This is a genomic window from Frankia sp. CeTa3Moorea (genome assembly GCF_978021225.1).
In genome coordinates this window covers 1-4790 of the sequence record NZ_CDXDOR010000123.1, presented here as the reverse complement: position 1 = coordinate 4790, position 4790 = coordinate 1, and the positions used below count along the sequence as shown (strand labels likewise).

4 protein-coding genes are annotated in these 4790 nt (G+C 70.3%); 1 reads left to right on the top strand and 3 read right to left on the bottom strand.

The window, feature by feature from the left end; translation table 11 throughout:
• The 3 genes from AC08OV_RS18540 to AC08OV_RS18530 all read right to left on the bottom strand — a co-directional run.
• Positions 1-1254: cytochrome c oxidase subunit I (locus AC08OV_RS18540; protein ID WP_476620025.1), on the bottom strand; the 1254-nt coding region annotated here is incomplete at its 3' end.
• 291 nt (positions 1255-1545) lie between these two features.
• A complete protein-coding gene (locus AC08OV_RS18535) occupies positions 1546-3381 on the bottom strand; it encodes an alkaline phosphatase D family protein (protein ID WP_476615886.1) in 1836 nt (611 codons plus the stop codon).
• A gap of 72 nt (positions 3382-3453) precedes the next feature.
• Positions 3454-4032, bottom strand: coding sequence for a suppressor of fused domain protein (locus AC08OV_RS18530; protein ID WP_476615887.1), 579 nt, complete (start codon positions 4030-4032; stop codon positions 3454-3456).
• Positions 4033-4145: 113 nt separating this feature from the next.
• Here AC08OV_RS18530 and AC08OV_RS18525 point away from each other — a divergent pair.
• A partial coding sequence (locus AC08OV_RS18525) for a TerD family protein (protein WP_476620024.1) occupies positions 4146-4790 on the top strand: 645 nt, incomplete at its 3' end.

Below are 4790 nucleotides of genomic sequence, written 5' to 3'. Positions count from 1 at the left end.
GCCGAAGGCGGCGAACACCACGGTCCCGAAGACGACGTAGTGGAAGTGGCCGACGACGAAGTAGCTGTCGCTGACGTGGAAGTCGATCGGCGGGCTGGCCAGCAGCACCCCGGTCAGGCCACCGAACAGGAAGGTCACCAGGAAGCCGACGCAGAACAGCATCGGCGTCTCGAAGGTGAGCTGCCCACGCCACATCGTGCCGATCCAGTTGAAGAACTTGATCCCGGTCGGCACCGCGATGAGGAACGACATCAGCGCGAAGAAGGGCAGCAGCACCGCGCCGGTGACGAACATGTGGTGCGCCCACACCACGACGGACAGGGCTCCGATGCCGATGGTGGCGAAGACCAGGCCCTTGTAACCGAACAGCGGCTTGCGGGAGAAGACCGGCAGGATCTCGCTGACGACGCCGAAGAACGGCAGGGCGATGATGTAGACCTCGGGGTGGCCGAAGTACCAGAACAGGTGCTGCCAGAGCAGCGCGCCGCCGTTGGCGGCGTCGAACACGTGCGCGCCGAAGCGCCGGTCGGCCTCCAGGGCGAGCAGCGCCGCGGCGAGCACGGGGAAGGCGATCAGCACGAGGATCGAGGTCGCCAGGAAGGTCCAGCAGAAGATCGGCAGCCGGAACATCGTCATGCCCGGGGCCCGCATCGTCAGGATCGTTGTGATCATGTTGACGGCGCCGAGGATGGTACCGACACCGGAGACCGCGAGACCCACGACCCACAGGTCGGAGCCCACTCCCGGCGAGTACACCTTGCTGTTCAATGGCGAGTAGGCGAACCAGCCGAAGGACGCGGTGCCGTCCGGGGTCAGGAACCCGAAGATCACCGCCAGGCTGCCGAACAGGAAGAACCAGTAGGACATCGCGTTCAGCCGCGGGAACGCCACGTCCGGCGCGCCGATCTGCAGCGGCACCAGGAAGTTCGCGAACGCGAACGCCAGTGGGGTGGCGAACATGAGCAGCATCAGTGTGCCGTGCAGCGTGAAAAACTGGTTGTACTGCTCGTTGGAGAAGTACTGCAGCCCCGGGCGGGCGAGTTCCGCCCGCATCATCACGGCCAGGACACCGGCGAAGAGGAAGAACCCGAACGACGTGACGGCGTACAGGATGGCGATGTCCTTGTGGGACGTCGTCCGCAGATAGCCGAGCAAAGGGGTACGTGGCCTGGTGTGCGCGGCGACGACATCCACCGGCTGCGTCCCGCTATCCGCTGCTCCGCCCGGTTCTCTCGGTTGGTGTAGAATCGTCACGTTCGGCTCCCGATGTTCGTCGTCCGCACGGCGCCAGAATGCGCGTGGAAAGCGGCGGACGGGCCGGGGAAAGGCTAACGTGGCGACCGGTGTCCTGGCCGTAGAACCGTCGAGTTTCTTCGGATTTATTCGCGATGCGCAGGCCGGCGAGGCCACCCGGTGGAGGTCATCCGGTGGTCGAATTCCCGTGCCTTTTCCGGTGAATCGGGTGGAAAGCGGTCGGCAGTGCGGGCCGGCAGGGCCGGAGTGGGGCTGGCAGGGCCGGAGCGTGCTGTCGCCGCACGCTCGCTCTCAGGCCGGCCGCGCGCCGGGCCGCCCGTTCTCGACCACCCAGGTGGCATCCGTGGACGTGGGCGAGTGGCGAGTGGCGATGTCGGCGACGACCCGCATGTCCGCGCGCCATTCGTCCGGGGTGACGCGAACGCGCGTGTAACCTCGCCGGTCACCGCGAAAATACCGGACATGCGGGTTGAGCCGGGCATTGTTCCGCCGGACGAAGTCCTCGCTGACGAGGAAGAAGGCCGAGCTGATCGAGGTGCAGACGAACTCCGTCGCGACGACCGGCGTCTCGGGCCGGTCGAAATCGACCCGGAGGTCGTTCACCCAGGCGCAGTGGATGTCACCGGAGAGCACCACCGGGTTGCGCACGCCGCTGTCGCGGATCTCCGACAGCAACCGGGCCCGGTAGGGGCCGTACCCGTCGTTCTGATCCAGATTGGCCAGCCGTGGTCCCTCGCCAAGGGGCAGCTGCCCGTTCAGCTGGGCCAGCATCGTCTGCTGGGCGAGGACGTTCCAGCGGGTCCGCGACGTGGTCAGGCCGTCGCGCAACCAGCGTTCCTGGGCGGTGCCGGCCATCGTGCCGGCCGTGTTGTCCCGGCCCAGGGCGGCAGGCCCGATGCCCTGCGGGGAGTCGCCGGGCTGCCTGGTCCGGTACTGCCGGGTGTCCATGACGTTGAACGTCACCAGGTTCCCGAACGCGAACCGCCGGTAGATCCGCATGTCGGGCGATCCCGGATTCAGCTCCGCCCGGATCGGCATATGTTCGTAGTACGCCTGGTAGGCGGCGGCACGCTGGCGGGCGAACGCCGCGGGATCCTGCCGTTGCTCCCCGGTGTCGCCGGCCTCGTCGACCAGCCCGGCGTAGTTGTTCTCGACCTCGTGGTCGTCCCAGGTGACGACCCAGGGGGCCACGTGATGAGCGGCCTGCAGGGCAGGATCGGACTTGTACTGGCCGTACCGGTTGCGGTAGTCCGCCAGCGTCTGGAGTTGGTCCAGGCCGGGCTGCTGCGGAGTGGTGTGCCGCCGGTCCGGATAGGTGCTCCTCGGGTCATACTCGTAGATGTAGTCGCCGACGTGGACGACGAGGTCCGGCGCGTCGGCGGCGATGCCGTCGAAGGCCGGCCAATACCCGTTCTGGAAGTCCTGGCATGAGGCCAGCGCGAAGGTCAGGGCACCGCCGGCCGATTCCGGTCCCCTCCCGGGGGCTGCGGCCGTCCGGGTCCGGCCGACCGGACTGAGCACGGTGCCGGCACGGAACCGGTAGAAGTAGTCACGCTCCGGCGCGAGTCCGCGGACGTCGACGTGGACGGAATGCGCGAACGCCGCCTGCGCGGTCTGCGTGCCGGCGCGCACCACATCGCGGAAACCCTCGTCCGTCGCGATCTGCCAGTCGACCTCAATGTTCCGCGTGGGCATGCCGCCGCCCTCGGTCGGCCTCGGTGCGAGCCGGGTCCAGAGGATGACGCCGTCCGGCAACGGGTCGCCGCTGGCGACCCCGAGCCCGAAGACCCCGTCGGTGATGCCCGCGATCGGGGTGGGCGCCCGCAGGGTCGGCGCGGGGGCCGGGATCGAACCGCCGGAGCCGCCGCAGGCCGCCAGGCTCGCCCCGCCCAGCGCGGCGCCCCCCAGCCCGAGGCCGCCGAGCAGGACGGCACGGCGGCGTGGACCGGCCCCCGGGTTCGTCCCGTGGCCGGACCGGGCGGCGGCGCGAGGACCAGTGCCCGGATCGGCGCGTGCCGACGGATCGGTGCCGGCCGGTCGACCAGTCTGACCGGTGGCAGCTGACGGCGAGGGCGCCCGCGGGAATCGGCGGGAACGCGGAGAACCGGCCGCGGCGTCACGGGTCACAACTAGATGAGAGTAGTGGAAACGGAGGAACCCGCGGCCCGTTCACGACGGATCCACCCCCCGTGCCGGGAGTCAGCCGAGATCGACCTCCCGGCGGCCGGGGTCGCGCAGATCCGTCCCGGCCGCCAGCCACCGCTGATGCAGCGCGTCTGGGCCGTGCACCCGCTTGTAGGCGGACTCGTTGGGGGTCATCGGAAGCAGGGGGAGAAAGCGGACGGGTGCGAGCCCGGTGGCGAGATCGGGGATGAGCCCGCCGGGCTCGCCGACGAGCACCGCGGTGAACGGGGCGCCGTCCCAGAGCGGTTCCCCGAGATCCAGGCCGGACCCGGGAGCCACCGGACGGCCCTCGACCGTCGGGACGGCGGCCAACACGGCCAACCGCCGCAGCACGCTGTCGCGCCGCCCGCGCAGGGACAGCACGAGTTCGGCCCGCGGGCCGGCGGGATCGCGCACGGTCGCCGCCGCCGCCGTCATCGGCTCCCGGGACATGCCCAGGGTGAGATAGCGGACGACGCCCGCTCGGTCCGGGCCGAACCGCAGCACCTCGATCTGGTCGGTGCCGAGGAACGTGACCCCGGCCCGACCGGTGCCCGGTCCGAAGACTGCCGCCGCATGCTCCTCGACCGATCGCAGGATCGCGCTGTCGCTCACCAGGCCGATGCCCCGCCACGTTGTTCCATACCCGCGATCGTATGGTCGGCAGTGATCCCGGGAACCGTGGTGGCCGGCGCGGGAGTTATCGTGGTGCGACGTTGGAGGGGTTCATGGCACAGGTGCTTACCAAGGGCGGCAACGCCGCGTTGCCCACCACCGACGTCCGGGTCGAGATCGCCTCGTCGAGTCCGTTGGACATCGCGGCGATCCTGGTGACCATCCACGGCAAGGTGCGCACCGACGACGACTTCGTCTTTTTCAACCAGCCGACAGGTCCCGGGGTGCGTCTCGTACCGCCGTCCGTGCTGGAGTGCACGTTGGCCGCGGTCCCGCCGGAGATTGACAAGGTGGTCGTCACCGGGAGTCTCGACGGCAGCGGGCCGGCGACCTTCGCCGCCCTGCGCGGCCTGAGCATTGTGGTACGGGACGCGCGTGGCGGCGCCGAGCTCGCCCGCTTCGATCCGTCCGGGCTGAGCAGCGAGACGGCGCTGATTCTCGTCGAGCTCTACCGGCGCGCCGGGGCCTGGAAGGTGCGGGCGGTCGGCCAGGGCTACGCCTCGGGGCTGGCCGGCATCGCGACCGACTTCGGCATCACCGTAGACGACCCCGGCACTTCCGGCACTTCCGGCGTCCCCGACCCCGCCGAGGCCGCGACGCAGGTCGTGCAGCCACCCGTGGCCCCGCCCCACCCGCAGGCCGCCCCGGCGCCGTACGGCACGCCCTCGGGCGGCCTGCGGGTGGGGCGGGGCCACGGG